This window comes from Planctomycetia bacterium, from assembly GCA_015075745.1.
Classification (GTDB): Bacteria; Planctomycetota; Phycisphaerae; order UBA1845; family UTPLA1; genus UTPLA1.
In genome coordinates this window covers 918,133-943,861 of sequence record JABTTW010000002.1, presented here as the reverse complement: position 1 = coordinate 943,861, position 25,729 = coordinate 918,133, and the positions used below count along the sequence as shown (strand labels likewise).

17 protein-coding genes are annotated in these 25,729 nt (G+C 61.9%); 2 read left to right on the top strand and 15 right to left on the bottom strand.

The window, feature by feature from the left end; genetic code table 11:
* Positions 1-8: 8 nt before the first annotated feature.
* Both HS101_17395 and HS101_17390 read right to left on the bottom strand, forming a co-directional pair.
* On the bottom strand, positions 9-1,553 hold the full coding sequence (locus HS101_17395) for a hypothetical protein (protein ID MBE7508042.1): 1,545 nt from the start codon (positions 1,551-1,553) through the stop codon (positions 9-11).
* Positions 1,554-3,467: 1,914 nt separating this feature from the next.
* Entirely contained in the window at positions 3,468-4,133 is a 666-nt protein-coding gene (locus HS101_17390) for a LexA family transcriptional regulator (GenBank protein ID MBE7508041.1), read from the bottom strand.
* Positions 4,134-4,282: 149 nt separating this feature from the next.
* Here HS101_17390 and HS101_17385 point away from each other — a divergent pair, with 149 nt between their 5' ends.
* A complete protein-coding gene (locus HS101_17385; protein MBE7508040.1) occupies positions 4,283-5,434 on the top strand; it encodes a hypothetical protein in 1,152 nt (383 codons plus the stop codon).
* Between the two features lie 21 nt (positions 5,435-5,455).
* Here the strand turns inward: HS101_17385 and HS101_17380 are convergent, their stop codons facing one another.
* The 13 genes from HS101_17380 to HS101_17320 form a co-directional block, all read right to left on the bottom strand.
* Positions 5,456-6,400: a type II secretion system F family protein gene (locus HS101_17380; protein MBE7508039.1), complete on the bottom strand. Its 945-nt coding sequence runs from the start codon at positions 6,398-6,400 to the stop codon at positions 5,456-5,458.
* Positions 6,401-6,412: 12 nt separating this feature from the next.
* Entirely contained in the window at positions 6,413-7,435 is a 1,023-nt protein-coding gene (locus tag HS101_17375) for a type II secretion system F family protein (GenBank protein ID MBE7508038.1), read from the bottom strand.
* A 21-nt stretch (positions 7,436-7,456) separates the two neighbouring features.
* Positions 7,457-8,869, bottom strand: coding sequence for a CpaF family protein (locus tag HS101_17370; GenBank protein MBE7508037.1), 1,413 nt, complete (start codon positions 8,867-8,869; stop codon positions 7,457-7,459).
* A gap of 182 nt (positions 8,870-9,051) precedes the next feature.
* Positions 9,052-10,311: a response regulator gene (locus HS101_17365; GenBank protein ID MBE7508036.1), complete on the bottom strand. Its 1,260-nt coding sequence runs from the start codon at positions 10,309-10,311 to the stop codon at positions 9,052-9,054.
* Positions 10,312-10,485: 174 nt separating this feature from the next.
* On the bottom strand, positions 10,486-12,408 hold the full coding sequence (locus HS101_17360) for a VWA domain-containing protein (protein ID MBE7508035.1): 1,923 nt from the start codon (positions 12,406-12,408) through the stop codon (positions 10,486-10,488).
* 136 nt (positions 12,409-12,544) lie between these two features.
* Positions 12,545-14,353 carry a type II and III secretion system protein family protein gene (locus HS101_17355; protein MBE7508034.1) on the bottom strand — a complete coding sequence of 603 codons (1,809 nt, stop codon included), beginning with the start codon at positions 14,351-14,353 and terminating at the stop codon, positions 12,545-12,547.
* Complete coding sequence (gene cpaB, locus HS101_17350) at positions 14,350-15,261, bottom strand: Flp pilus assembly protein CpaB (GenBank protein ID MBE7508033.1); 912 nt, start codon at positions 15,259-15,261, stop codon at positions 14,350-14,352. The genes HS101_17355 and cpaB overlap by 4 nt, the downstream gene beginning before the upstream one ends.
* Positions 15,262-15,316: 55 nt before the next feature.
* Positions 15,317-15,757, bottom strand: a complete 441-nt coding sequence (locus HS101_17345) for a pilus assembly protein (GenBank protein MBE7508032.1) — start codon at positions 15,755-15,757, stop codon at positions 15,317-15,319.
* Positions 15,754-16,314, bottom strand: coding sequence for a prepilin peptidase (locus HS101_17340; GenBank protein ID MBE7508031.1), 561 nt, complete (start codon positions 16,312-16,314; stop codon positions 15,754-15,756). The genes HS101_17345 and HS101_17340 overlap by 4 nt, the downstream gene beginning before the upstream one ends.
* Before the next feature lie 133 nt (positions 16,315-16,447).
* Complete coding sequence (locus HS101_17335; protein ID MBE7508030.1) at positions 16,448-16,621, bottom strand: Flp family type IVb pilin; 174 nt, start codon at positions 16,619-16,621, stop codon at positions 16,448-16,450.
* A gap of 746 nt (positions 16,622-17,367) precedes the next feature.
* Positions 17,368-19,272, bottom strand: coding sequence for a DsbA family protein (locus HS101_17330; protein ID MBE7508029.1), 1,905 nt, complete (start codon positions 19,270-19,272; stop codon positions 17,368-17,370).
* Positions 19,273-19,291: 19 nt separating this feature from the next.
* A complete protein-coding gene (locus HS101_17325; GenBank protein ID MBE7508028.1) occupies positions 19,292-20,773 on the bottom strand; it encodes an SLC13/DASS family transporter in 1,482 nt (493 codons plus the stop codon).
* Positions 20,774-21,096: 323 nt separating this feature from the next.
* Positions 21,097-22,446 carry a glycosyltransferase family 39 protein gene (locus HS101_17320; GenBank protein ID MBE7508027.1) on the bottom strand — a complete coding sequence of 450 codons (1,350 nt, stop codon included), beginning with the start codon at positions 22,444-22,446 and terminating at the stop codon, positions 21,097-21,099.
* A gap of 283 nt (positions 22,447-22,729) precedes the next feature.
* Here HS101_17320 and HS101_17315 point away from each other — a divergent pair, with 283 nt between their 5' ends.
* Entirely contained in the window at positions 22,730-25,681 is a 2,952-nt protein-coding gene (locus HS101_17315) for a hypothetical protein (GenBank protein ID MBE7508026.1), read from the top strand.
* Positions 25,682-25,729 lie beyond the last annotated feature (48 nt).

The window sequence follows — 25,729 nt, the reverse complement described above, 5'->3', positions numbered from 1 at the left end:
GCCGCGTCTTACTCCAACTCTCGACTGCGCCGCCTGGGCTTTGCCGATCCGTCGCCGGCGGGATGATGCCGGTCTGAGTCGCGATGGCGCTTGGCCCGCTGCGGTTCGTGCGGATTGGCCCGGTCGCCGTGACTTGGCCCCGTCGGCTCCAAATCGGCCGGCTGCATGGCCCGACCGGGATACTCCTCGTCGCGGTCCCACAGGTAATACATGGGCGGATCGCCGATGAGCTGGCGAAAGGCGCGAGACAGCTCGATCGGCGTGCGGCATTCCACGTCGTATCTGTTGCCGCTGTGCATCGCCGCCACCCAGTCGCGGATTGTCTTCTTCACCAGCTCGCGCACGCGCGGATAGCGGCCGATCGTGCGGTGAAAGTCGGGGGCAAACGGGTCGAGCTTCATCTCCCGCATCCGCTCCAGCAGCTTCATCCGGCCCGGCGGCAGCGCGCAGCGGCCGATTCGCGTCATGCCCGCCTTCTCGAAAACCGGGTTGACCGCGCCCATGACCGCGAGACACTCGATGAAGCGCACACCGACGAGCGGGAGCGTGTTCTGCACGAACCAGTGGCCCAGGCCGCAGCCGCGGACGTCCGGGTGCATGACCAGCCGGCGCAGGATGCGCAGCTCGCGGTTGAGGCGGCGCATGTTGCGCGAGAAGCGGCCCTCGGTTGCCCGGTTGCGCAGGGCCAGCTCCCGCGGGGCATGGGCGAAGACGAGAATGCCCAGCGGGTCTCTGGCCGGTCCTTCTCGGAGCAGGAACACCTTGTCGACGAACCCCAGTCCGTCGCGGTTTCGGTAGTGCATGGGGCTGAAGGTTCGGTAGTCGCGGACGCCGCCGCGCTCGATGCGGGCCCCGCGTCGCAGCGAGACGACCCTGTCCTTGGGAATGTGAGACAGCAGTTCCGGCTGCATGCCGCCGAGCCGCACGGTCTCGTCGGGCTGCAGGTCCGAAGTGATGTCGTCGTGGGTGGTGGCGACGATCAGCGTCAGGCCGTGCCGCGTCACCAGTTTTCGAAGGTTGTGGGCGATGGCGCGGGCGGCGCGGCGATGCAGGATGGCGGTGAACTCGTCGCAGAGGATCGGGCCGGGCGAGGGGTTGCACAGTGCCGCTCCGATGGCACGCGCCAGGGCGGCGCGAAACTTCTCGCCGTCGGACAGATCGCAATAGCGGCGGACCCACAGGCGCGGCTCGCCCAGGCCGCAGGCGGTGAGCACCTCCAGGGCCACGGAGAGCTTTTCGCGGGGGGCGACGGCGTCGATCAGGGGGCGATTGGCCGGAAAGGGGGAGCGGCCGACCCAGAGGGGTTTATCGAGTTGGTCGGAAAGGTGCCGCAGGACCGAACTCTTGCCGCTGCCCGACGGACCGCTCAAGAGGATGATGCGCCCGGCGCCGAGATGGACGTCGAGGTTTTCGGCAATGACGTGCGGCGACTCTCGTGGGGGGATGCCGAAGTTGAGACAGATGTCGCGCTTTCGCGGGGTCATCGGCACGACGGCGGGCTCGTGAATGACGTTGATTCGGATTCGTTGAAGTGGTGATGTTTCGATGGCCATGTCTTTGCCTCCTCCTGACCTGCCAGCCCTTTGAATACCTAACACAAACCGAACATGGGAAGGATAACACATGGCTGGGAGGAAATCAATAATTGGCAATATTTCACAATATCCTCTTTGGTGGCATGACGTAAAGCGTGTGGTGATAGTGTGTTACGAGAGCTTCTTTGATGCCCGGCGATGCGGGGCCGGGCTGGTGATCCGTCGCCAAACGGCAAGCCGCGTCGGGGCCCCTCGCGGGAACGACACATCGAAGGTGACATATAGTGACACAGCCGATTTTTTTCGATTGTAAATCCTGTGGCGGGCATGTGTTGGGGGAGACGGTAGAAAAGTCGAAACGTCGAAAAGTCGAAACGTCGAAATGGTGAGCGGCGGCGGCGTTGCGCGGGGGCATTCGAGAGGGTCCAGGAGAATGCAGAGGCGGCGGCACTGATTGCGTCGACGGTTGGCGTTGAATGCGATTGGGATCCGGATTTTCTGGTACCGCTTGCTGACGCGCGCGGCTCGGATCGGGGCGCGGCGACGATGAATTGCAAGGTGACAATAGGCGAAAAAAGTTTTTGGGGGCGTTGGCAAGTGTTGTGGCGGGCGTGGGTTGGGGCGGTTCGCGATTTGGGTGATTTTTGGTGGAAACGTCGAAGAGTCGAAACGTCGAAACGTCGAAATGGTGTGCGGCGACGGGGTTGCGCGGGGGCATTCGAGAGGGTCCAGGAGAATGCAGAGGCGGCGGCACTGATTGGGTCGACGGTTGGCGTTGGATGCGATTGGGATCCGGATTTTCTGGTACCGCTTGCTGACGCGCGCGGCTCGGATCGGGGGGCGGCGACGATGAATTGCAAGGTGACATACGGTGACACAGCCGATTTTTTTTTTTGCAAGTGTTGTGGCGGGCATAGGTTGGGGCGCTTCGCGTTTTGGGTGGTTTTTTGGTGAAAACGGCGTGGCACGAGGAGGGGCCATGTGTTTAGCGGGTGAAGATGCTGAGGATTTTGGATCGTGCATCGCGCGCCATCCTGCCGGGCGTGGGTGGATTGATCTCCCATCATTCATAGATGCTCCGTGTTCGCGCCGGGACCGAAGAGCGGATCGAATGATTTATCGTTAGACATGAATGGCGAGGAGTTTTCGGGAGGATTATCGCCGGACCACGCTGGGTATGGGTTGCTTGGAAAAGTAGCATGTCCCCAACTGATCCTGTCCCCAACTGATCCCGAACTGATCCTCAACCGATCCCTTTTTTTGCAGGATGGCACCGAAAACGTCGTCGTCTAGGCGATGGACTGTTTCTGGTCCACCGGGATTGGCGTGCCGCATTCGGGGCAGATTCCGCTACGGTTTCCAAAGTGCGGATAACCACACTGAACACAAAATCCTTTCTGCCTCTGCTTCCGCTTGACGATCTGGAACCTCACGACAATCGCGAGAGGTAATCCGACGAGTATCGTAGGCAGGTAAAGCGGAACAGACAGTGATTTCAATCGACTGGAGCTCATCGACGAGGGCGTCCAGGGGTTAGAAAGAGGGGAAAGCCTGCTTGGAATATGCCCGAAGTAAGTCTTCGACGCTCGAACGTCACGTTGCGGGAGCGCCATCGAAGCATCACTACTTCCGTTAAGCTGAAGTGTTTGCCATGTTCCGACGCCTCTTGATAGACAGATCATTCGATAATGGCCAGCCGACAGGGATGACCAAGCGACCCCATAGTAACTAACAGCCCATGCGACCGCGGAACTGGCGCAGAAAACCGTCGCCAAACCCAGGGATGCACGATACCCAAGTTGCTTAAGTGTCATCTTGGCTTGTTCCCAGTTCATTCACCAGTCATTGTTTGTTTCGACACTCCCGCCGTCCGCGCGAACTTGTTCTTTACAGGGACCCCTCGGCAGCTCATCCGCTTTGCCCTTTTCTTCCTTACAACTCCCTGCTTACCAGGCAGACTGCCACGCCCTGGATTGAGAATTCGCGGGTGTCGTCGATGACGGTTGGGGGGACGGAGGGGTTGTCGCCGCGGAGGATGATGAGGATGCCGGCGCCGGGGCGCTCGACGCTGACGCGCTTGAGGGTGGGGCGGCCGTCGACGAGACAGGCGCAGATGCGGCCCTGGACGAACTGCGGTTCGACGGTGGGGCGGTAGTCCACGAGGATGATGTCGCCGCGCTTGAGCGTGGGCTCCATTGAATCGAACTCGCAGCGGAGACAGTAGCGATCGGGCCGCCAGAGATGTCTCAACACCGGGAACATCTCCAGTTGTTCCTGCGAATCGGAAGGAGGGCCGTTGGGGATGGTGCCGAAGAGGGGAAGCTCGCGCGTGTCGAGGGCCTGCGGGGCGTCGTGGCCGTCTCCCTCGCCGAGAAGGACTGCTTCGGGCACGCCGAGGGCGATGGCGAGTGCGCGAATCGTGTCCGGCCGGGGAAGATGATTGCCCTGCTCGATGGAGGAGAGGTGGCCCTGATTGACGTTTGATTTTTCGGCGAGCTTGATCTGCGTCAGGCCCTGCAGGCGGCGCAGGCGACGAAGTCGCTGACCGAGCGACTGCTGTTCAACGAGTCGGGCACGCTGTGAATCGGACTTGGCCACTTCGCCGGGGATTGTAACATGGGCCCGGCGGGGCAAACCACAGGATAACAAGCTGTAGGTTTGCCGGATGCGAGGCTAGAATCAGAGCAGCGAGCGGGGGGGCAGAGTCCCGCGGCTTGAAGGCACTTTGAGGCTATTGAAAGCGCACCATGCTCAAACTCGGTTTGATCTTGATGATGACGGCCACGCCTGTTTGGCAGCAGGCGTCAGGGCAGGCCTCGGATGCGGATTCGCCTCAGGCCAAACGAGCCGCGGAGGTGCCGGAGCTGATTCGGGCGCTTTCGAGCCGCGAGGCGCATCAGCGCGATCATGCGATGACCCTGCTCATGGAGATGGGGCAGGAGTGTTACGGACCCCTGCGCGAGGCGTTCAATTCAACGCCGTACTACGATGTTCGCCGCCGCATTCGGCAGATTGCGCTGGAGATTTACCTGACCGAGCACCTCGGACCGCCGCGTGCGTTTCTGGGGATCTCGCACAAGGGGCAGTCGGTCACCGAGGGGATGGACGGCCGGGTTCCGGCGGGTGGGACGGCGCTCTTCATTACCGATGTGTTCAAGCTTTCGTCGGCGCAACGGTGTGGACTTCAGAACGGCGATCTCGTGGTCGCATTGAACGGCAAGGCGGGGACGCTGGAGAACCAGGCGATTGAGTTCACGCGCTGGATCGGCGAACAGGCGCCGGGGACGAAGTGCGAAATCAGCATCATCCGCGGCGGGCAGGGCATCAAGCTGATCGAGACTCAGAACGGGGCATTTCGCCCGAACACGCTGGAGCCGGCAGAGTTTCGCGTGTTGACTCACGAGCAGGATGCGCGCGTGCAGCAGGGGGGGGCGGCGATTCTGCTGGAGCGCGTGCGCGGCGTGCCGATTGACGTGCCGGTGAAGGATGGGGACCTGATCGTGGCTTTGGATGAGGAGCCGATCCCGGCGACCGGCGCGGCGGAAATGTTTCAGAATTGGATCGAGGGCAAGTGGCGGGGGCGCGGTACCTTTGTGCGCAACCCGAACATTCGGATGATGATTCCGCAGGCGCCCGATGAAAAAGGAATGCAGTCGGCGCAGATTTTACGCGGCGGACAGGGGCTCGATATTCCGGTCGTGCTCGGGCGATGGCCGACGTATTTGCCGGATCTGCGGCAGGGGGCCGTACGAGCGGGCAATCCCGGTCAGCGGGAGCAGGTCATTGAGACATTCGGGGCTTGGTGGCGGGAGACGTTTGATCCGGATCAGAAGTTCTCTGAGCGGGCGGACGACGACCCGAACTGGCAATGGCAGGTGGATCGTGGCGGAGCTTCTTGATTTCGAATCAGCGACTGATGATCAGTGATTGATTGTGCCGCCGCTGAAGGTCTTCATCAGGTGAATCACCGCGGGGCCGGCGACCACGACAAAGATGGCGGGGAAAATAAAGAGCACCAGCGGGATGAGCAGCTTGACCGAGGTCTTCTGCGCCCGCTCCTCGGCGCGCTGTCGCCGCTTGGTCCGCAGGGCTTCGGCCTGATTGCGGAGGGCCTTGGCGATGCTGGTGCCGAGTTTTTCGGCCTGGGTGATGACGGCGACGAGGGCCTTCATCTCGGGCACGGCGGTCCGCTCGGCCATTTTGGTGAGGGCCTCTGCGCGCGGCACGCCCATCTGCGTCTCGACGGTGGCGATCTGCAATTCTTCCGCCAGGGCAACGTGGGCATTGCCCATTTCGTCGCTGACCCGAAGGATCGCCGCATCGAGTCCCAGGCCGGACTCCACCGCGACGACCATGAGGTCCAGCGAATCGGGCAGTCCGTTGCGGATGGCTTCGGATCGCTTTTTGACGGCGTTGGAGAGCCAGAACTGCGGCAGCATGAACCCCAGCCCGAGTCCGCCGATGGCATAGTAAAGGACTTCCGTCGATTCCTTCGCCACGCCCAGTGCATACGATAGCGCGAGCGCCCCGCCGATGAGGCCGCCGAGCGTTTTACATGCCAGGAAGAGAATCGGCGTGGACTCTCGGCGAAAGCCTGCGCTGGCGAGTTTTGCTCGGAGCTTGGATTGCTCCTCGGTGTTTTGCGGCATGACGGGCCGGGAGAGGTACGGCGCGGCTTTTTGCAGCATCTGCATCGCTGCGCGATCTTTGGCTTTGTGTTTGAGGGCGGTCACGTCTTCGGTCGCTGAGAGGCCGGCGGTTCGTCGTTTGACCGCCTCGACCTTCTCGGTGTCCTTGGGCATCAAGGAATAGACGATCAGCCCCGCCGCGACCGCCAACATGCCTCCCAGAATGATCCAATCCATGGCCGGGTCCTCTTACACCTTGATGTTTACGATCTTCTGGATCATCGCCAACCCGAAGAGCTGCCCGATGCCGGCGCCGATCAGGGCGTACTGGCCCATGGGCTCGGTGATCATGACGTCGGCGTAGTTTGGATTGACGACCAACTCGACGAGGAAGACGACGACCGGCAGGGCGAGCAGGACGTATCCTGAGAGGCGGCCTTCCGCGGTGAGGGCCTTGACGGAGCCGAACAGCTTGATTCGGTCGCGAATGACGTCGCTGATGTTGTCGAGGACCTCGGCCAGGTCGCCGCCGGTTTGTCGCTGAATGAGCACGGCGGTCACGAAGAACCGCACGTCCATCAATCCGACGCGCGCGGCCATGTCCTTGAGGGCGTCTTCGATTTTGATGCCGAGGTTCTGCTCGTGAAAGACGCGGGCGAACTCAGTTCCGACGGGGTCGGGAAGCTGCTGGCTGACGACCTGGATCGAGTTGGCCAGCGAGTGTCCGGCGCGCAGGGCCTGGCTCATCAGCTCGAAGACGTCGGGGAGCTGATTCATGAATTTGTTGATGCGCATCTTCTGTTTGATCAGCAAGACGATCAGCGGGGTGATAAAGACGGCCGCGGAGACGCCGATGCAGGTCCACTGACCGCAGGCGAGGAAGTAGCAGGCGATATATCCAATCGCCGCCGCGCCGATCAGGTTGATGAGTACCGTAGTCGCCCCGATCTGAACATTTGCCTGATCGAGCATTCTCTGAAGGGCCGAAGCGAAGCTGAGCTTTCCCAGTAAGGCGCTGAAGGCTGTGTCGTTGGTATTCTGCCTGCGGAGGATCGATTCCTTGACGGCGCGATCGCGGTCGTTTTCGCCGTCGGGGCCGTCCTTTTCGCGCAGGCGATTGTGGACCTTCTTGGACTCGACCTTGCGCAGGTCGCTCACCAGATTGAAGATGGCGTAGGCCAGCATGACCGAGCCGAACAGGGGCAGGATGATGATCCACGCCTGCGAGAAAAGGCTCGCGTCTTCAGCCAGGATGTAAAGGTTCGTCGCCACGATCGATTTTTTCACCTCGTATTATTGATTCACCGGGTCGGTCGAAAGCACCTGTCGTTCGAAGATGGACGGGTCGAGCGCGACACCGGCGGCCTTGAGGCGATCGAGGAAGCTCGGCCGCAGACCGGTCGCAACAAACCGGCCGTGGGCCCGACCGGCCGCATCGACGCCGACCTGTTCAAATTTGAAGATCTCCTGCATGGTGACCGCCTCGCCTTCCATGCCCTGCACTTCGGCGATGGACATGATCTTTCGCGGTCCGCCGGTGAGTCTCGCCGCGTTAATGACGAGATGGACGGCGCTGGAGAACTGCTGACGAATGGCCTTAATGGGCAGGTCGAAACCGGCCATCATGACCATGGTCTCGACGCGCTGGACGGCGTCGCGAACGCTGTTGGCATGGATCGTGGTGAGCGAACCGTCGTGGCCGGTGTTCATGGCCTGAAGCATGTCGAGGGTTTCGGCGCCGCGGCACTCACCGACGACGATGCGATCGGGACGCATACGCAGCGAGTTGATGAGCAGGTCGCGGATGGAGATACGCCCCTTGCCTTCGATGTTCGCGGGCCGCGATTCGAGCCGAACCACGTGCGGCTGGCGAAGCCGAAGCTCGGCGGCATCCTCGATGGTCACGATGCGGTCGGTGTCGGGAATGAAGGTGGACAGGTTATTCAGCAGGGTCGTCTTTCCGGAACCCGTACCGCCGGCCACGATGATGTTCAAGTGGGCGATGACGCATGCCTTGAGAAACGAGACCATCTGCGGCGTCACCGAATTGAATTTGACGTAGTCGTCCCAGGTGATCGGATCGGCACCGAAGCGGCGGATCGACATGGACGGGCCGTCGATTGCCAGCGGGGGGATGATCGCGTTGACGCGGGAGCCGTCTTTCAATCGGGCGTCGACCATCGGCGAGACTTCGTCGCAGCGCCGGCCGATGGAGGAGACGATCTTGTCGATTACGTGCATCAAGTGGGAGTTGTCGCGGAAGTTGACGCCGGTGAGGGTCAATCGTCCCTTGCGTTCGACGTAGACCTGCTTGGGCCCATTGATGAGAATATCGCTGATGGCCGGATCCTTGAGCAGGGCTTCGAGCGGCCCGAGGCCGAAGGTCTCATCGAGAATCTCGCTGACAAGGCGTTGCCGCTCGTTGTAATTCAGCAGGGCGTCCTGCTGGTCGCAGAGTCCGACGATGACCTGTCGCACTTCGTCGCGAACATCGTCACCGGTGCGCTTCGAGAGGGCGGTGAGGTCGAGCGTCTCAACGAGCTGGCGGTGGATCTTCGATTTCAGATCGTAGAATTCATCATTTCGATCGTTGTTTTTCAATGCAGCGGGCTTGGTCGCCGGCGACGGGGTCGGCGCAGCGGGCGCATGGTCCGGAGCGGCGTTCGCAGGCGCCTGAGCCGCAGGGGGCTCCGGCGCCTTGGGCATTTTCAAGGTCGGGATTTTTGACTTACCGAACATGGATTCTTCCCCGTGGAGGGACCGGTGGATGCTCGCTCAATCGGCGTAAACGCACCTGGCCCCCCTCATCATCGGTCAGGCGGCAATGCGCATTTGGCTATCGGTTGGGAAGTGTCGAAGAACGATTCGAAGTTATCGGGATCGGAGGCTCAGCCGCCAATTGCCACCGGTGGCGATTTTACCGGCTCCACCGCGTCCGAGGATGTTGAGGAGCTGGCGGGCTGCTTTCGGAAGAACTTGCTGAGCAGGCCTCCCCGTTTGGCGGCCTCGGCGGCATATTCGCCGGGAGCGTGAATCTTGAGGGCCAGGCTATGGATGTCCTGGCGGATCTTGCTGCGTTCGTACTCGGTCTTGAGAGGCTGGCCGACGTTGATGCTGGAGCTGACCGATCTCCAGTCGTCCGCAATCGTCATGAACAGCTTGCGATTCAGGATGGTCTCGACCTGATCCACTTCGAGATGAGCCGATTCCCTGCCGAGGCGATTGCAGATGAATGCGATTCGATCGGTGTTGAATCCCTGGACGGCCAATTCCTGGACGACGCGATCGGCGTTTCGGACGCTGGTCACTAGAAGCTGAATCACGAAGAACGCGTAGTCGGCCGCGTCGAGGACGCTTCTGCCGCCCGGATCGTGCCGGGTCGGCCCGTCGACGACGACATAGGCGCACATTTCCTGAAGCGACGTGAGAACGTTGGCGCAGTGCGCCGCGGTAATCATCTCGGCCTGGGCGAAGGAATGAGGCCGCCGCAGGACGAGCACGCCGCTATTGTGCTCGACCAGGGCCTTCTGGACCATTTGCGGGTCCAGCTCTTCCGGAGTGCTGCAGAGGTCGGCGACGGTGAACTGGCCATGCACGTCCAGCAGGGTCGCGACGTGACCAAACCGGAAGTCCAAATCGACAATCGCGACTTTCTGCTGTGGGCCCACGAGCTCGTTGAGCTCCACGGCCAGGTTCGTCGCGATGGTGGTGCAACCGACGCCGCCGGCACTGCCCATGACGGAGATCAGCTTGCCCGGCTCGCGGACGCGCGTTTGGGTGGTTACGCACCGTCCGACTGCCTGCTCGAACTCCTCGATGTTCAAGGGCTTGAGCAGGTACTCGCGGATTCCCGCGCGCATGGCGGACAGGACGACTGCGCCGTCGGACTGAGTGCTGAGGGCGAAAATGGGCATTTCGGGGGCCGTGTCCTTGAGCTGCTTGAGGCACTCAATGACCAGCGCCGGATTCGGATCGAGATCGGCCACGAGAAGATCGGCGGGGAACTGCGCCACCGCCTGGGCAAACATGCTCGGCTCTTCCAGTTCCGCGACGAGTCGAATCTGCGGAAGTGAGGTCAGAGCCCGCCGCAATTCGGGAAGGCTCGATTCATTGGTGGTGTACAGGATGACTCGAACCGTGCCGGCCATGTCGCGTTTGCCGCCTCCCAACTAGAATGGGCGAAGGCCCGGGCGCGGTGTTTACCGCGCTCCCGGGCGATGCCGCCTCTGCCTTATCGGCCACCGCGACCGACCGCTTCACCCTCACCCGATTGGGATTTTGAGGATGATTAAGGCCGGCCGCGGCGTCCGAAAAGCATGTCGTTACTGGATCAGTCGAACGGGTCGCTTGGTGCCCAGCGTGTTGAAGATTTCCTGAAGCTGGGTCACATACATCGGTGCACCCGTCTGAGGATCCGGGCTGCTGTCCGCGTAGAAGTAGAACTCGGGCTCTGAGGCCATCTGCTCACAGAGGTCCGCGTTTACGTCGCCACCGACGCCGATGGTGTAGACGGTGATGCCGGATTCCTTGGCTTCGTCGGCCTGATCGAGCGCCCAGTTGACGGCTTCGGGGGCGTCGTTGCCGACCGAACCGCCACTTGAGTTGGTGTTGGGCTTACCGTCGGTCAGAAGGATGATCACCTTCGCGGCCGACGACCTGGCGCGAGAGCTGGTCAGTTCCTGAATTCCCTTCTGCATGCCGGCGCCGATGTTGGTGATCGACGTGTAGTGACCGGCCTGCCGCTGATTCAGGGTCGCGGGAATCTCCGCCAGTGCGGCATAGAGCTCCGAGCTGGTGGTCGCGTCGGGGAGATCAACTTCGTGGTAGCCGTACTGAGCAAAGGTCTCGAGGGACACGTGGTCCTGGGTCTCCATGCTGACAATGATGTCGATCATCGACTGGACGGCGTCCTTGACCGACTTGAGCGGCATTTCGGGCGCGTCCTGCAGCTCCGGACAGTCATCCTTGTCGGCCCGCTTTTCGAGCAAGTAATTCGTCACGGTCTTGATGCCGTAGCGATAGCGGAAGTTCGAGTCCGTGGCGGTCATCTGCGTGGAGCTGGACATGACGTAGTTGAAGTAGTCGTCCCAACTGCCTCCGTCGAAGGTCCAGTTGACTTGCTGAGTCAGCTCGTTGCTGTCCACCGTATCGTTGCCGTTGCCGGGGCCGCCATTGTACTTGCCTCCGGACTTCTTGCTCTTCCAGCCTGCAAGCCCAAGAAGAACCTTTACGCGGTTCTTGTAGTTCGTGGACGATGAGTCACTGGAGCCGCTCAACAGCGCCGTGCGTTCGGCGGAGGAATAGCCCGCTTCGGTGAGATTCGAAACGATGTCCGCCTGGCTGGTCGTCGAATATCGCGGAATGTAGTACAACCCGGGATCGCCGACGGGCGTGTATGAGCCGACGTTAATGGTGTTGCCGAAACCGGTCATCCATCCCCATCGCGGTCCGCCGCAGCCGCCGCCCTGAGATGGGTTTGCGCCGGGACTGGTGTTGCCACCCTGGCTGTTTGGTGATCCCGGTCCGGTGCCCGGCTGATCGTTGTTGTTCGAGGGGTTGCCCGGCGGAGCGGGATCGATGCCATTTCCCACGCCGTTATTTCCCTTTTGACAGGGCAGGGCGAGCCAGACATCTTCCAGATTGACCTTTACGCCGGGTCGCGTACCGCTGGTTTCCGAGGCGAAGTCCTTGTAGTGCCTCAGCTCGCTGTCGTCGTTCATCGAGCCCGACAGGTCTATGACGATGCTGATGTCGCGGGGCGTGAGCATGGCAGTGGCGCTGGCTTCCAGGTTCGCGCCATCGACGCCGAGTGCCTTGCCGAAGAGCATCGAGACGGGTCCGTCGGCGGCGGTTTGATCTCGCCGCAAGGTGACGCGAACGGCGTCGTAGGGCAGTTCACCGGCGTTGAAGTTGAACTTCGTCCCGTTGAGCACCGCATGCCCGAAGACGACGTCCGACTGCATGAGGTCGGAGTAGTCGCCGGCGACCTTGTTGAGGCTGCTGAACGCGGCTGCTTCGGCGCCGGCCATGGCCTGTGCATCGGTGGTCGAGCCAAGCTGAGAGGCGGCTGCCAGTGCCGCGGCATCGGCGGCGTTCTGCAACTCGGCCTTCGAGGAATACATGAGGCCGGTGTCGACCGCGAGCGCGGCCATTCCGACGCCTACCGCGCTGCCGAACATCACGGTCTGCGTGAGGACCGACGCACGTCGGACCATCTTCAGAGCGGTCTTTCTGTTTGGATGCATTGCTTCACCCTCCTGTCAATTCCCGGGATCGTGCAACCCATGCGCTCCGGCATCGATTCACACCCGAACTGCTTCTTTCTATCTTTCCGCAGCCTCTCGTTTCGGCCGGCGGCGATCGCGGCGAAGTGCGCCGAGCTTAGTTTTCTTCGTAGTCCGCCAGTCCCCAGGGGCCGCGGAATGTCAACTGTGTTGTCGGCCAGGAGCCGGATGTTTCCGGCGGTGTGTTGACCGGGGCAGACTCGCGGGGAACTCCGACGATTTCGGGAGCGGGCCTCGGATCGCCTTCCAACTGGCCCATTGCGAACAATTGGAAGTCATCGGGATGACCCATCTCGGCGCCCGGCGGCGGAGTGACCTGCTGCGGATCCAGCGGCTCGACGAGCTGCGGGGTCACGAGCATGACGAGTTCGGTGTTGTTCTTCTGATAGTTCACAGAGCTGAAGAGTGAACCGAGCACCGGCAGGTCGCCGAGTCCGGGGATCTTCTCGGCTACCGCCTGAACGCGCTCGCTAAGCAGTCCGGCGATCGCAAAGGTCTGGCCGTTACCGCATTCAATCGTCGATTCGACGCGGCGCGTCGTGAACGAGAAAACCGGCAGCCCGCCGGCGATGGCCATGCCCGGCACCGCGTCACTGACTTCGCTCATGACGTGCAGGCGGATGATCTGTCCGGAAATGACGGTCGGCGTGAAGGCCAGCCGAACGCCGAATTCCTTGTATTCAATGGTGATCGAGCCGGCGACGGCGCCGCCCTGGGTGACTGGAATCGGTACCTCACCGCCGGCGAGGAAGGAGGCGGTCTGTCCGCTGATCGCCACCAGATTCGGCTCGGCGAGCACGCGCGAGAGCGAATTCTGGCGAAGGGCGTTCATGAAGACCTGGAACTCCGCCCGCGGGAATCCGAAGGTGAGATTCGTATTGGCGGTATTGCCCACGGCCGCGACGGAATAGGTCAACTGTCCGGCGGGATTCGGGGCGAGAATGTTGGCGAGGCCGTTGCTCGAGTAGACCGTCGGATTGAGCTGGGCGACGTTATTGGCGAGGAAGAAATCTCTGGTCCAGTCGGAAGCGCCGATCGCCCAATTGAAGCCCAGCGCGCGAACGGCGTCCTTGTTGACCTCGGCCACGACCACGCGAAGCATGGTCTGCTGCACGCCGGCCACGCTGAGCTGATTTCGAACTTCTCCGCCCTGATAGAGGGATGCCAGTTCGGCGATTCGCTCGGCGCTCTGCGCGTCGGGGACCGTTCCTGAAAGGAGGATCGTTCCGTTCACGCTTCGCGGCGTGACGCGCGACAAGGGCGATGCCTTTGAGATGGCATCGTTCAGGACGGACAGGTCATGTTCCACGACGACGTTGAACACGCGCTGTCGATCGCCGAACCAGATGATCATCTGGGTACTGCCGAAATTGCGTCCCGAAACGACGGCGCGGGTCGGCGAAACAACGAAGATGTCCGCGACGTTCGGGTCGGCGATCTCCGCGCGATCGAACTTCACCTTCATCTCCACGACGGCAGAGCTGTTGCGAGAGACGGTAATCGGCCGGGCTCGGGCGGACTGGACGTCGATCGACGCGATCAGATCGCCGTCTTCCCTGGGGGGAGGCGCATTTGAGGCGGGGTCCCCCGGGGGCATCGAGCTGGCGAGCAGGATGGGCTCTGAATCGAGTCGTGCGGGCTGATTGGCCCGAGTGGGCTCGGCCTGCTCGGCCAAATCCATGACTTGCGGCGAGGCGTCCATCAACGTCATGGCGCGATTGGCCATTGCGTGACGGGCAGACGACTCGGGCGCATCGGCGAGGACCGGTGATGGCCCCGCGGCCGCGAGCAGGCTCAACAGACCGAGCCCACAGCGGAGATTCACGCGTCGAGAAATGCACGAAGCCATGCTCATCCCTGAGCCGGCAACGAGCGACTTAAGTTGTCCATCCGTGACAGAGTTCATTCATGAGCCTCCGGCTGAGTCGGTTCATCCGACCCGGCGTGATGACTGTTCGCGGCGGGTGCTGCGAAGTCGTTTCCTAGTCCTTTAGAGCCGCTGCGATGCACCAATCCACGGTCGTCAAAGACGAGCCGTTCGACGGCGCCACCGTGAACCACTTCAACGACGTGCTGCGGGCGCATTTTGGGTCTTGCCCTGGGCTTCGGCGCGGGGAGCGGCATGTTGCTCGCGTTTTCCATGAACTTCGTCCAGAACGACTCGCCCGGGTCCTTTTCGTTGCCGCGCAGGGCGAGGCGTACTTTCGTGCGTCCGCCGGTGTTGGCGTTGAGCATCTGAACTTCGTGCGGCTCGAGGAAGAGCGTGACCGACTTGGTGATTCGCGTGCTCTTGCCGTCGGAGCCGACTTCGCTCATGGATTGTCCGACGGCGCCGACTTCGACGTCCGACAGAATCAACTTGCTGGTGTTGTCACGATCCGACGCCGTGGAGACGTCCACGTGGCTGCCGGGCATCAGGAAGCCGGCGACAGCCGATTCTTCCGTCACGCTTACGCTGACGGCCCGGTGACCCGGGGGAATGATTGCCCGCAATCCAGGCTCAGAGCCCGGGGGGGCGAGCATGCTCTCAGTGATCGGAACTCCCGGGGCGACGGTCATAGCGGTGACGCGCTCCTGGAGTGCCTTGCGGTCGGTGAAGGCGCCCCGTGGGAGGAGCCCCGACGGGACTTTCGTCGTGGTGAGCATGGAATCGGTGATCTTCGACGCCACCTCGATCTGCTTGGCACTTACCAGGACGACCGCTTCGTCGCCCTGGGAGCCTTTGGCCTTCTGGACCATGTCCAGACCCATCTTGATGGCGAAGAAGCCAACACCCAGTCCGATGATCATGGGAATGATTGTCTTGGGTTTCATATCTTGCTGCTCCGCTTACAAGGGTCCGTCACAGGATCAACCGATGTCGCGTTGATCAGCCTTCGATGCCGCCGCCTGAGGAGGAATCACTCTCAATGCCTTCACGCCTCATCGAAGTGCGCGAGGTGATGTCAAAGGAGCCGCCGCCGAGCATCGAGCCGGTAAAGCCGGCGCGGTTCAGGGGCAGGCTGACTTCGACCCAGACCTCGGTATCCGTCGGGCCGACCGAGCTGATGTTGCTGGTCGTCGCGTAGCCGGTCAGGTCGGCGGCGCCCATGGAGGCGTCGACGGCTGCCGTGACATCGGCCATCGTTCCACCCGGAAGGGCGGCTGCCCGGCAGCCTTCGCGTGAGGCCAGCGTCACGGTTTGCTTCACCATGAATGCGTAGCCGACCTCGACAATCCCGAACATCGCCAGGAGCATCAAGGGAGCCACCACCGCCGTCTCGACGACAGCCGCACCACGCCGTAATGATTTCAATCGTTTCGTTTTCATAATACCCCCCACCAACCAGTGTATTTCGTCAGTACCGCCAAACCGGTCCCGATCGTTAATGGAATCGCATACGGCATGACACCCGCCTGACCGGCGAGGCTGCCGACCGAACCGAACTCCGACAATGCCGTGCGCATCGAACTCATCTTTGTCAGCAGCACGGAGAAATTTGTACCTGTTTCTCGCCACTTTCCGCGGGCGATGATCATGCCCATCGCGAGAATCCCGCCTGTGATTCCACCGGCGGCGACGGCGTAGAGCGTCAACTCAGGGCCCAACCAGGCGCCGATCGCGGCCATGAACTTCACGTCGCCGGCGCCCATGCCGCGAACGAGCCAGAGGCCGAAAAGCAGTCCGAATCCGACGGCCATGCCGCCGAGCGCCTGTCCGACGCCTGACCAGCCCCAGATGAAGCCTTGTGCGGCGATTCCTGATGCGGCCAGGATCGCGTTGAGCAGATTTGGCACGCGATGCGTGCGATAGTCGTTCCAGCTCGCCAGAAGCGTAGCGGGAGCGAGTATCGCCAACATCCAGAATTCATATCCGCTGCCGAACATTTACAAGTCTCCGATCAATCGATCTCTTCAAGGCATACGACACGTTCGGGGGGCGGAGGGTTCCACCTCCGCCCACCCGCTAAACGTGTCGTGCAACCGGCGGCGATTCCGTGCCGCCGTCCGAGACGCCGAATTACGGCATCTGGCTCTCAACGTCGGCGAAGGTCTGGGACACCTTGGTGCCCAGCGCGCTGATCGCACCCAGGGCGATCACGATAATCAGCGCGAGCATGACGGCGTACTCAGTAGCCGTCGCGCCATCTTCCTCAACCAAAAACGACTTCACGCGATTCACAAGAACCTTCATGATGCTTCTCCTCTTCCTGCAGGGAACGGACGCTGTCCCCAGGGTATCAGGCGGACTCCCGACTTCCTGCCGGGCGCTCGCCCTTTGCTTCTCTCCCCCCAACGAGGGGGAAGAACTTTCCGACAGCGTCCATTCTGTCGAAGACAAACCGGTTCGCCCCTCCGCGGTGCGAGGCATTCGTCTCAAGACGAACGCGGACCGGGCATGAACTTCTGTTTTGAGTGGAAAAGGCCCGCCGCAACGCTCCAAGGGCGGCAGACAACTGACTTGGCGTAACGACGCATGCTTGCGCCGCCACAACCCCCCGACGCGGGCCTTCGCAACTTGCCGGCTTCCGGCGTAAGTGCGACGCGGATGTGTCACCCAGACAAACCCGTGCATCAGCCCGGGCCTTCGCCACCGTACCAGTACTAAAATCGGCGACGGCCACTCTCAACATAAGAAATGGCCATGCAGCGGGCAAATGGTTTCTCACGGAAAATTTATGAGTACCCATAAAAGAATGCCGACCGCCCGGCGAAGACGGCAATACTGATAATCAGTATCGGCCTGCATCACCTGCTGCGCATTGCCCGATATCTGAGAACGTATGTCATTCATCTGATCGCAATGCGCAGGAGCGATATCGGCACAAATTGCGCGAGGCCTGCGCAATAAGTGCCGGCCGCAGCGCAAGAGTTGCCGGGCCCGATTGGAGTCGGTTTCACTTGGAATCTCGATGGACTTGATGGCAGAGCTGCGACCGATCAGTCGCGAAGCTTCTTCGATTCATCAAAAATCCGGCCGAGGATTTCCTCCTTGCGGCCGTAGAACCTCGGCACCTGTCGCCCGTTGATGAAGAGCAGGGGCAGCGTCTTGAGTTTGGCATCGGCGGCCGCCCTGGCGCTCTCGGCGATCGCGCGATCTATCGTTTCGTTTCTCATTCCCCTGGTGAGCTGATTGCGATCGAATCCGAGCTTCGCAGCGCCGGCCATGAGGCCCTCTTCGTACATCCCATCCCGGTTTTCCATGAGCCATTCGTGCATTCGCCAAAACCCTTCCTCGCCCTGGAGCAGGCCGGCGGCGAGGGCCGCACGGGTGGTGATACAGGCCATGAGATTGTCGCTTCGGGAGACGGTCGGGTTGCACGAGGCGTTGAGCGGGTAAGGTCGAAATTCATAGCGGATATCATCGCGAGCCGATTGGAGGCGGCGGACGGCCATGTCGACTTCGACGGTCTCGGCATCCTGATAATCGCCCCACATCACGACGTGAATGCCCGCATCGGATGGGCCGCGCGGCCAGACATTTGTCAGCGGAGGAATGGATCGCGGGGTCGCCTTTTTCCAGAGTTCGAGATAGCGATCGGCGGCGAGACGCGGTCGATCGGCGTCTGGAGACAGCACCGGGAGCCTCGACTCCGCCAACTGATTCGCCGCCACCAACAGCGCGTCGCGGCGAGAGGTGCCTCGCAATTCGACTCCGTTGATAAAGATCATCGGGGTATGTGGAATTCCCAGGGAAGCGGCCTCCGATATGTCCGCGTCGATGCGCGCTTGAACGCGCGGGCTTTCCATGACCTGGAGCAGTTTGGCGCTGTCCAAATCTATTTCACGAGCAAATTGGGCAAGTTCTTCAAATGAGAAAACTCCGCCGTGCTGAAAAAGCCACGCGTGCATTTTCCAGAAGGCCTTGTCGCCGCCGAGGATTCCGGCGGCCTCCGCCGCGAAGGCCGCGCGGCAGGCATTGGGGTGAAGGTTTTTTCGTTTGAAGTACGGATTGCAGTCTTCACATTCCGGAAACTGTTTGACGGACAGGCGGACATCAGTTCGGCGGGACAAGAGGCGTTCGATCGTTTCTTCAAGCCGGCGGCAGATCGGGCATTGATAATCGGTGAACACGACGACGCGAATGGCGGCGGAATCGGGGCCGCGGTGATAGCGGCCTGTAAATCCCACTGGGGGAGTGTCTGATTCGGGATGCATTTCCAAATCGGGCGAGGGAGTCCGATCAACAGTCGGTGGTTTGTCGGCCGGGGCGGTTGCGACAGCGATGACCTGCTTCGTCGTCTCGGCGATTTGCTTTGCCGCCTCAGCATTGATCGCGGTCTGTTGCCGGATTTGCAGGACGGCGAGAACCAGAGAACAGGCGACAAAGGCCGACGCCGTTGGCGCCAGCGTGGGGATGGCGTCCCCGGTCGGAACGGCGCGGCGCTCGACGATCCACCAGAAGGCGAAGTTTCCGGCGTGTGCGGCGAGACAATACCAGCACCAGTGACCGAAGATGACAATGAGGAACACATAGAACAGCGAAGCGGCCGCGCCCAATCGAATCAGCCACTTGAAGGCGCGAGGGACGAGGCCTCTGCCAACGAGCCAGCCAACGCCGACCGCGATGAAGTAGGCCAGCCCGACGAAAGACACCGGCCATTCGATCAGTGGGATTTTGCCCCAGACGCTCGCCGCAGCGTCGGCGCAGGGACTTCCGATTCCGCAACCGGGCACACTCATCATCTCGAAGTGACCGAGCACGAGAACGACGGTGGAGAAGAGCGAGACCGACAGGGGGCCGATGGCGGCGAGCAGGATTAGAGTGGAAGGCGGCTTTGCCTTGGTGGACGGCGCAGTGCGCCGCGCTGTCGATCGCTTCTTCTTCCCGGGCCAGCGGATCATGCGGCGGATTCTACAGCGTTTACGCCCACATGACGACGCAGCAGACGAGCCAGGCGGTGCAAAGGGCATCGACGATGATGCCGGTGGCGGCCATGAAGCGCAGCGGAACCAAGCGCGTGCCGTAGACGATGGCATTGGGCGGCGTTGAGACGGGCAGCGCGAAACCGAGACTCGCGGCGAGGGCGACGAGCCAGATCGCCTGCACCGGGGACAGGCCGAGCGCTTCGGCGAGCGAGCCGGCGATGGGGACCATGAGCGATGCGGTTGCGGTGTTGCTGGTGAGTTCGGAAAGCAGGACGGTCGCGCCGACGAGGCAGAGCATGAGCAGGACGGGCGGCATGTCGGCGCGGGCAAGGCCGTCGGCGAGGGCGGATGCGAGGCCGCTGGTTTCGAGCATGCGCCCCATGGCCAGACCTCCGGCGATCAGGAAGAGCGTGTCCCAGTCGAGCGCCTGGAAGTCGTGTCGATCAAGGATGGGTTTGCGATCCGGACCGGTTCGAACGAGGAAAAGGACCCAGGCGATTAGGACAGGCACGAGTGATTCGGGCAGATAGGTCCGCAGCCAGATCGCGGCGGGATGGTCCACGGGAGTGGCGCTGCGGATGATTCCGGGGACGAGCCAAAGGGTTGCCGCGGCGAGGAAGGCGAAGATGACAATTCGCCGCGCGGGGCCGGCGGTGGACGCGGTGTTGTCGGCCAGGATTGACTTGGAATGGTGAGCCGGTTCGGGACCGACGTCGGTGACGAGCAGTGGCTTGATCCAGCGGGGCGGATCGGATTGGCCGGATGCGTCATCCATCGACGAACGGCGACGCAAGAACCTCGAGCCGATTGTCAACACGGACCAGCCGATCAGCGATGATCCCAGCCACACCGGAACGCCGACGCGCATCCAGGAGACGAAACTCACGCTCGCGTCGATGTTTTTCATCGCCGAGTAGCCGATGAAGTTGGGCGCTGTCCCCACCGGGACGGCCATGCCACCGAAGGTCGCGCCCCAGGCAAGGGCCAGGAGCGGCGCGGCGGGCGTCTTCACGCGGCGCACGAGGGCGAGCACGACCGGCAACATCATTGCGGTGACGGCGGTGTTGTTTTGCATGGTTGAAAGCACGCCGGCCATGACCATGACGAGGAGGGTCTGCATCCAACCTGAGCCGCCAGTCTTGAAAGTGGCCCACTTGGAATGAACGATCCAATCGAAGACGCCGTGCTTGTCGAGTGCCCGAGCGAGGAGGAACGCGCCGAGGAAGAGGAAGACGATCTCGTCGCCCCACGCGGCGACGGCGTCCTTCCAGGGGAGAAGACCTGTGAAGGTCGCGGCGATCGGGATGGCCATGGCCACGACGCCGAGCGGGGCGACTTCGGTGATCCACAGGATGAGTGTCGCGAGTACGACGCCGGTCGCGCGGCGGACCTCGACGCTGTCGTGCCAGGGGTAAAGCGCGCAGCAGCAATAGAGGCCGGCGACGATGAGGAAGATGATGAGGCCGCGCTTTTGCACGAGAGGACTCCGTGGCAGGTAGTATGCGGCGATTGAGACGAGGTTGCCACGATTGAGATTCTTTGAATGAGAGTGGACAGCATTCGAGTCAGCGGCATAGAGTCCAATGCGGGCCGGGCTTTATCAGACACTTGAGACGGTGAAATCAAGGAGGTCATATGCCAGGGGCCGGAGAAGAACTACAAAGACTTCGTCAACTCATCATTCTGGGCAGCGGAAAGCCGAATCTCGCCGAATTGAAGAAACTGATCCGCCACTGGAATCAACGCGGTGCGACAGGGCAGGAGGGAATCAATCGGGCTCTGGTTCGGGCAATCGACGAACTACACGGACGCCTCGATGTGCTGCTGCGTATGTGACTTTGCATCGCAGAAGCGCGCCGTTGCGGCGGCGATGGTGATGATGAAGACCCAGTCGATGGTCCAGCGCAGCCGTTCTAGCGGGACGAAGGCGATCGCGATGGCCAACTGGGCGACGACGAGGCCGATGAGCAGACGGCGGAGGCCGATTTGATCTTTCATGATGGCGATGCCGATCAGGCCGAGCGGCACGACGAACAAGGGACTCGCCCAGGGGCGCATCGTCTCCTGAAGCACGATGCACCAGATGAGCGACCACGCCGCGGCGACGCCGAAGAAGAATCGCCGTGCCGGGCTCGGGCCTCGGAAGGCAAGCGTCCACAGTATCAGGAGGAGGGTGGTCGGCGCGCTCCATGTCACGTTTGACTGAAACCAGACGCGCGTTTTCCTGAGGGCGTTGGCCGCCGTGAGTCCGGGGTGCTCGCGAAGGAATTGGCGCCCCATTGCGTAGAGGCGCTCGTCGGCCTCGACTTCGGAAAGCCCCTCCTCTTCGCGGAGGCGGTCGAAGGCGGCGTAGTCGGCGCTATCCATGCCGGGGTTTTCGGCGTAGGCGTCGCAGTTTCCAAGGTGAAAGTTGAGCCCGCCGATGGTGGACAGGGTGAACTTGCCGATGGTTCGCTCGTTGCGCAGGCCCCATGCGATGCATGCAATGATGACGCAGGCCAGCATCGCCGATGTGCGGGCGATGCGGACGCCGATGGGATTGCGGCGAGCCAACGTGTCGATCGCAAAGGGGATCGCCATGACGACGGCATCTGCCCGCGTGAGGACGGCGAGGCCCAGGGCAACCGAGGCTGCGGTCAGTGCGCTCCATGTTGCGGCGGTACTTTTTGCCCTGAGCGAGCTGAGATAGGCGAGGAAAGCGCCGGTTAAGAGGAAGATCACCATTGTCTCGCAGAGGTAGGAAGCCTGAAGGGCTCGGTAGGGGGCGTAGAATGCGGCGATCAAACCGGCGAGAAGGCCTGCGCTGGGGCCGGCGATCTTCGCGGCAGCCAGTGCGATGAATATGACACTCATCAGCGAGAGGACGGCTTGGATTTCGAAGATCGCGTGGGGCAGGAGTTCGCGTCCCTGCCAGGCATCGGCCAGTGCGATCGTTGCAGGCCAAAGCGGCATGCGCTTGGCGCGGCTGCCATCCGGAAGGCGCAGCTCACCCTCATCGGAAAGGCTTGTGCCAAGCGCGAAGTACTCCTTCGCGTCGATCGATGGCTCATAGTCGGATGCGAAGAAGGTAAAGAGATGCGTGGAGATGGCGACGAGAATGACTGCCAGCAGCCACGGCGCGATTGGGCGTGCGGTCGTCCAGGTGGCCATCTGTGGCGATAGGGGGTCCACATCGGCAGTGTAGCCGGGGTTGGCTTGACGGAGCCAGCTTGATGTTTGATTGCTGATTCACACTCAACCGGGGCAGGCTGCGGATAAGTCGTGACTATCGAGACGGTGTGTGAGGAACCCATGCAACCGGGCGTCGCGCTCTCGGCGAGCGGGTGCAGTGAGGTGAACAGATTTTGCTTTTTGGGACGTCGATTCAGGGGAAAAGGCCGACTTATCACGTGGTTTCGTGGTAGAATCTGGCTTCCCGGGGTTTGGAGGATTCATGAGGCCACGATCACTCTCCTTGTATACAGCATTCTTACTAAGTCTCCTGGCGTGGTGTCCGGCGTCGGCGCAGCAGTTTGCCAATTGGGAGAACCCACACGTTCACCCCATGGACATGACGCCGGACGGCACGAAGCTTCTGGCGGTGAACACGGCGGATAACCGGCTCGAAGTCTTCGATGTCACGAGTGGGCGTCCTTTGAAGCTCGGCAGTGTGCCGGTCGGGCTCGATCCCGTTTCTGTTCGGGCGCGATCCGACACCGAGGCGTGGGTGGTCAATCATATCTCAGACGACGTCAGCATTGTCAGCCTGGTGTCGATGAACGTGGTGCGGACGCTACGGACCGACGACGAGCCCGCGGACGTGGAGTTCGGCGGTGCGCCGCAACGGGCTTTCGTGTCGTGCTCGCAGGCGAATAGCGTGCTGGTGTTTGACGTCGCGAATCTTGCGGCGGCACCTGTTCGCATTGCCATTCTTGGTGAGGACCCCCGGGCGATGGCGTACAGCGCTGTACGCAACGAAGTCTATGTCGCCGTGTTTGAGTCGGGGAACCATTCGACGATTCTCGGGGGCGGATTGACGATGGCGTCGGGCACCCCGCCGAATGTGGTGAGCGATCCGGCTGGGCCCTACGGCGGTGTCAATCCGCCGCCGAATGACGGTGTGAATTTCAAACCGTTACAGAACCCGATGAATCCTGCGCCTCCGGCCGTGGGGCTTATCGTTCGCAAGAACGGCTCCGGTCAGTGGATGGATGACAATTCCCACGACTGGACGAATCTGGTGAGCGGTCCGCAGGCGGCGCTTTCCGGACGGCCTGTCGGCTGGGATTTGTACGATCATGACGTGGCGATCATCGATGTGGGTACGCTGGCGGTCACTTACGCGACCGGCTGCATGAACATCTGCATGGCGCTGGCGGTGAACCCGGCAAGTGGCGAGGTCACGGTCGTCGGCACCGATGCGACGAACGAGGTGCGCTTCGAGCCGGTGGTTGAGGGGAGGTTTCTTCGGGTGGAGATGGCCCGTGTGTCGCCGGCGGGGCCGAGTGTGAGCGCGATTGCCGATTTGAATCCTCATCTGACGTACGGGACCAGCGTACCGTTTGTTTCGATCGATCAATCGGAGCGCGACAAGTCGCTGGGCGATCCGCGCGGGATCGTTTGGAACGCGGCGGGGACGCGCGGCTATGTCTCCGGCATGGGCTCGAACAATGTTGTGGTCGTCAACGCGTCGGGCGTGCGGGCGGGGATAGCGCCGACGATTGAAGTCGGCGAGGGGCCGACGGGCGTTGTGCTCGATGAGGCGCGGAATCGGCTTTATGTCTTGAACAAGTTTGCGGCGAGCGTCACGACGATTGATACGACGGGGGAGGCGGAGCTGTTGCCGCGTGTCCCGCTACACGATCCGACGCCGCCTGCGATCAAGATTGGGCGCAAGCACTTGTACGATACGCATGCGAATTCCGGGCTGGGCCACATCTCCTGCGCGTCGTGCCATGTGGATGCCCGAATGGACCGGCTGGCCTGGGACCTGGGCGACCCGAGCGGGGATATGAAGGACTTCAACGCGTACGCCGGAATCAATTGTCCGAGCGGCGATTGTCAGAATTGCCCCGACGGCGGCTGTCAGGATTGGCATCCGATGAAGGGGCCGATGACGACGCAGTCGCTGCAGGACATCATCGGCAAGGAGCCGCATCATTGGCGCGGCGACCGTGACGGGCTGGAAGAGTTTTCGATGGCGTTCGCCTCATTGCAGGGAGCCGATTTTCCGTTGGCTCAGACGGAGATGCAGGAGTTTGAGAATTTTCTCGCGACGGTGCGCTATCCGCCGAACCCGTATCGCAATTTCGACAATTCGCTGCCGACGAGCCTCCCGCTTCCCGGGCACTTCACGACGGGGCGGTTTGCGCCTGCCGGCCAGCCGCTACCGAACGGCAATGCTGTCAACGGGCTGACTGCTTATCGAACGGGCAATCTGGATGGCGTCAACTGCGTGACATGTCACACGCTGCCGACGGGCATGGGTACGAATACTGCGCTGGTGGGCGTCTCGTTTCAGAATATCCCGCAGGGCCCGAATGGTGAGATGCACCTCGGGCTCGTTTCACTCGACGGGTCGACGAATCTCAGCATCAAGGTGCCGCAACTGCGCAATCAATACGAAAAAGTGGGCTTTCAGTTTACGCAGCTTCGCAACACCGCGGGATTTGGCGTGCTGCACGACGGCAGCGTTGATTCCATCGAGAGCTTTTTGAACGAGCCAGTCTTCAGCGTCTCATCAGATCAGATGACGGCGGATCTCGTCGCTCTCATGCTCGCCTTTAGCGGCTCGGATTATCCGCCGCGCACCGCGCTCGAACCACCGGGCGTCGCGGGGGGTGACACGCACGCGGCCGTCGGCTGGCAGACCACGCTGCGCGATGCGAACAATCCCGAGCCGGGTCAGTTGGCGCTGATATCGAGCATGATCGCCCAGGCGAATACGAACAAGGTGGGACTTGTCGTCAAGGGCATTGCGGGCGGCGTTCAGCGCGGCTGGAAGTACAACGGGGCGAACGTCTTTCAGTCTGATTTGACCGGCGTGACGATCACGGCCGCGGCTCTGCAGGCGTCGGCGGCTCCCGGCAGCGAGTTGACCTATACGGTCGTCACGAAGGGATCAGAGACGCGCATCGGGATCGACCGCGATCTCGACGGGTTCTTCGATCGCACCGAGGTCGAGGCGTGCAGCGATCCGGCGAACGCTGCGAGTGTTCCCGGTAACATCGGCGTCGATATCGACCAGGATTTTGACGAGGACCTCGATGATGTGGCGGCGTTCAGCGCGGCGCTTCTCGGCCTGCCGCAGTCGCAAGCACAACTCGTGAGAAGCGATCTGAATTGTGACGGCCTGGTCAACGGACATGACATTCAGCCGTTCGTCGATGCCTATCTGACACCCTGATTGAATCGTCAGGCCGGGCGAGCTATAAACCTCTGCGCTCGCCGGCGG